Raw genomic sequence first — 3,233 nt, 5'->3', positions numbered from 1 at the left:
TAGATGTCCTGCTCGGCCGACCAGCGCCGGGAACCGTTGTAGAGCACGATGGGCAGCACCAGTGGCAGCCCCTCACCCGGCGTGGTGACTCGGCTCTTGAGCAGGTGTCGTCTTGCCCAGCTCGCGGGCCATCGGCAGCAGCTTGGGCATGCTCGCGCGATAACGCCGGATACGCGGTCAAACTGTAGAGGTCAAGGCAGAACGAAACGTGCCTGCAGCGTATCCAGAAGATCGAAGGTATCGAAGCATTCGACCCCAAAGTGATCGCAAATATTGGGGACTTTAACCTTTCTACTACCAGGCCCCACTCTCGACTCATGAGTGACGACCTGAGCACCGATCACCTTGGCCTTCGCCACCAACCAAGGGTCGGCTCCATCCAAGAAAGTACCGACATGAGGATCCCGGTACGAGGCATGAGAAGCCACATGCTCGGCAATTTCACCGAAGGCACTTTGCGTTGCCTCATCATCAACGGCCAGAAAGTAATAGCGCCGCTGCTTGGCCCAATGACTCAACTCGTCGTCGCTACTGGTGATCTCATCGTAAACGCTGCGCACACTACCAATCTGCTTTTCTCCATACTGCTGATCCAGCCACTCCCAGAAACCAGGCACCACATGCATGCGGTAATGTAGCAACTTGGCTTGAATGAAGGCATTGGCATCCAGCAGGTATTTCACAATCCGAGCTCCTTGCGAGCAAACTCCTTGAGCCGATGTGGCCTGACTCCAATCAGATGGTAAGCATCACGCAATAGTAGCCGTCCGCTGAGTGCTTCACTCGCCACCGCCTGTGCCAAGCGCCGACTCACACGGCCCGGTACGGCCCGTGTAAAACTGGCCTTCCCTTGCTGTTTACGCTCGCGGTGGGCCTTGAGGCGTTTCGTCACGTAGCGACGATACTCAGACTCCGTGATCTTTCCCAACTCCAATGCCCGCCGAGCAATGACCCATTGGCTGACATGAAAGTGAGCCGCCAGTGGTGGAAGATTGTCTTCCCAACGCTCGGTACTGTACCACAAGGGAGTGAACTCGCCTTCAGGAACCAAGAACTCAGCGGCCACTGCATTGCAAAGTCGCTCGGTGCGCCTGCGGTTGGCCGGATCCACGTCGGAAATTCCGGACTCACCAAGCCATATATGTGCCAGTTCGTGCAGGAGAGTGAACAACCGCGCCTCGGGGACATCTGCCGCATTGATGAAGATCACCGGCGCCAGGTCGTCTGCAATGGCAAAACCGCGAAATTCCTCAACACTGAGCAGCCGACGAGTATTGTTACCCACCATACCGCTGCGCATAACCAAGATGCCCAGCCTCTCGATACGGCGAACCAAGTCTCGAAAATAGTCTTTCCAGCTGCCCCGCTCAGGGTGATGCTGCACTTCGAGCCAATGCCGCATATCGGCCACGATCTCGGCCACCGGCATGGAAACCTTCGCACGCCCTACCACTGCCGCAGGGGGCTCATCCATGGCACGCTGATAATCGCTATACCACTGCTGCCGCCGCAATACATCCCTCAACACATCTTTCAGATCGAGACTGATCTCTCGTGGCCCATGATCCCCCACCGTGCGCAGATCGGGAATCGGCAAATCCTCCTGCGGAGGCTCGCGCAAGAAGAGGTAGCCAAAAGGCACATGAGCATGATGCGCGAATAGTTGAGCCTGCCGGAAGGTAGGCCTGTCTTCCCCAACTTCCCAGGCGTAGATCTTCTCTTCAGACTGCTTTAGCTTCCCTGCCAGTGCAGGCACGCTGAGTCCCGCACGCTCGCGTGCCCAGCTCAGCATACGGGAATTGATCAGTGCCTGCGCCATCGCCTTAACACGCCTTGCATGGTCAAATATACAGTAAGATGGTTTTCAAAGTGTAGCATGCAGCTCCGCCACGCACGCTAGGCGACCTGTACTCTCTCTCAGCCTCAACCATCACCTCGCCCAGCCCCCGGCAAGTCTCGTCGATTTCGGTTTCGGTTTCGGTTTCGGTTTCGGTCAGGGTGGGGTGGCAGAAGCCGCATGCTGGGCAAGGCTCGAAACCGCGGCCACCCTATCTACGCACGAAGAAGAAACTACGCCTTCGGCTGCCGTATCGGTCACTCGCCGAACAGCGCCTCCAGGCTTTCGGCAACCAGGATCTCATCCGTCCAGGCTTCCAGCTGCACCGACTCCGCCGTTTCCAGCTTCGCGTGAACCCACGTCGGCAACTCGCCGAAGCGCTTGGTCAGCAAACGCTGCAAAATGCGCCGGGCTTCTTCCTGGCGACCTTCCTGGCGACCTTCCTGGCGACCTTCCTGGCGACCTTCCTGGCGCTCTTTCTTCACCAAGTTCTCTAAGTTCTCTGCCAACATCGCTTTGTCCTCCACCAGGCTTTCGAGCCGATCCAGGTCGATACCGGCCTCGAGTCGATGCAAATGGCGCTTGAGCCAGCGGGTGATGATCCGGTCGATACGTTCCTTGTTGGGATCGGCCTGGATGATCGCCACGATCCGGTTCACCGCTTGCTGCAATGCTTCCCAGCTCTGGCCGGCGTTCTCCACGCCGAACACGCCGCTCAGCGGGCTCTGGCGCAGCCCCAGCTCCTCATCAGTGTAACGCCCTTCGTCAATCAGGTAGTAGCGCAGGTGCGGCTGGTAGACCTGCAGAAAACTCGGCGGTTCCGGACGGGTCATGGAATAGATGTCCTGCTCGGCCGACCAGCGCCGGGAACCGTTGTAGAGCACGATGGGCAGCACCGGTGGCAAGCCCTCACCCGGGCGTGGTGACTCGGCTCTTGAGCAGGTGATCGTAGAAACAGGCCACGTAGTGCAGCAGCCGGATGGGCATGGTGTGATCCACCGAGGACTGGAACTCCAGCAAGATGTACAGGAAAACCCGCTGGGTCACGCCCTGCCAGGTGATCTCCACCGACCACACCACATCTTCGAACTTCTCTTCGAACAACGGCGTGATGTAGTTGCCGCTGTGATTCGTCAGCGTCGAGAAATCCATCAGCGCCGAGATCTCGGCCGGCGCGAAGCCCTCGATGAGTTGCTGCACGAACTCCGGGTGGCTGAACAGCTCCTTGTAACCCGTATCATGATAGTTGGCCAGGCTCCGCTCCCCGACCGTATGGCGATAGCCTACCACGTCTACCAGGCGCCCTCGGCACGGGCTATGCCCCGCCGACTGCGCCGCGATGCCTGTCAAGCTTGTTGGAACCTGGAGTCAGGCGGCTTCTAATCGCTGATCGCGT

Annotated in this window: 4 protein-coding genes; all 4 read right to left on the bottom strand. The window is 58.6% G+C overall.

What is annotated here, in order from left to right:
- Positions 1-191 precede the first annotated feature (191 nt).
- Positions 192-683 carry a DUF4411 family protein gene (locus FEF15_RS17530; protein WP_163560475.1) on the bottom strand — a complete coding sequence of 164 codons (492 nt, stop codon included), beginning with the start codon at positions 681-683 and terminating at the stop codon, positions 192-194.
- Positions 680-1,819, bottom strand: a complete 1,140-nt coding sequence (locus FEF15_RS17525; RefSeq protein WP_163560473.1) for an XRE family transcriptional regulator — start codon at positions 1,817-1,819, stop codon at positions 680-682. The genes FEF15_RS17530 and FEF15_RS17525 overlap by 4 nt, the downstream gene beginning before the upstream one ends.
- Positions 1,820-2,094: 275 nt before the next feature.
- Positions 2,095-2,733 carry a DUF4351 domain-containing protein gene (locus FEF15_RS19665; protein WP_276208221.1) on the bottom strand — a complete coding sequence of 213 codons (639 nt, stop codon included), beginning with the start codon at positions 2,731-2,733 and terminating at the stop codon, positions 2,095-2,097.
- A gap of 13 nt (positions 2,734-2,746) precedes the next feature.
- Positions 2,747-3,187 (bottom strand): Rpn family recombination-promoting nuclease/putative transposase, encoded by a 441-nt coding sequence (locus FEF15_RS19515; protein WP_276208220.1) that lies wholly within the window; start codon positions 3,185-3,187, stop codon positions 2,747-2,749.
- Positions 3,188-3,233: the final 46 nt, after the last annotated feature.

The sequence above is a fragment of the Halomonas sp. NO4 genome (genome assembly GCF_010994375.1).
Lineage (GTDB): Bacteria > Pseudomonadota > Gammaproteobacteria > Pseudomonadales > Halomonadaceae > Halomonas.
The sequence above is the reverse complement of the archived record's forward strand: the minus strand, read 5'-3'. Positions and strand labels throughout refer to the sequence as shown.

Coding starts and splice junctions, on each gene's coding strand:
- FEF15_RS17525 (WP_163560473.1), bottom strand. CDS start 1,819: ATGGCGCAGGCACTGATCAATTCCCGTATGCTGAGCTGGGCACGCGAG.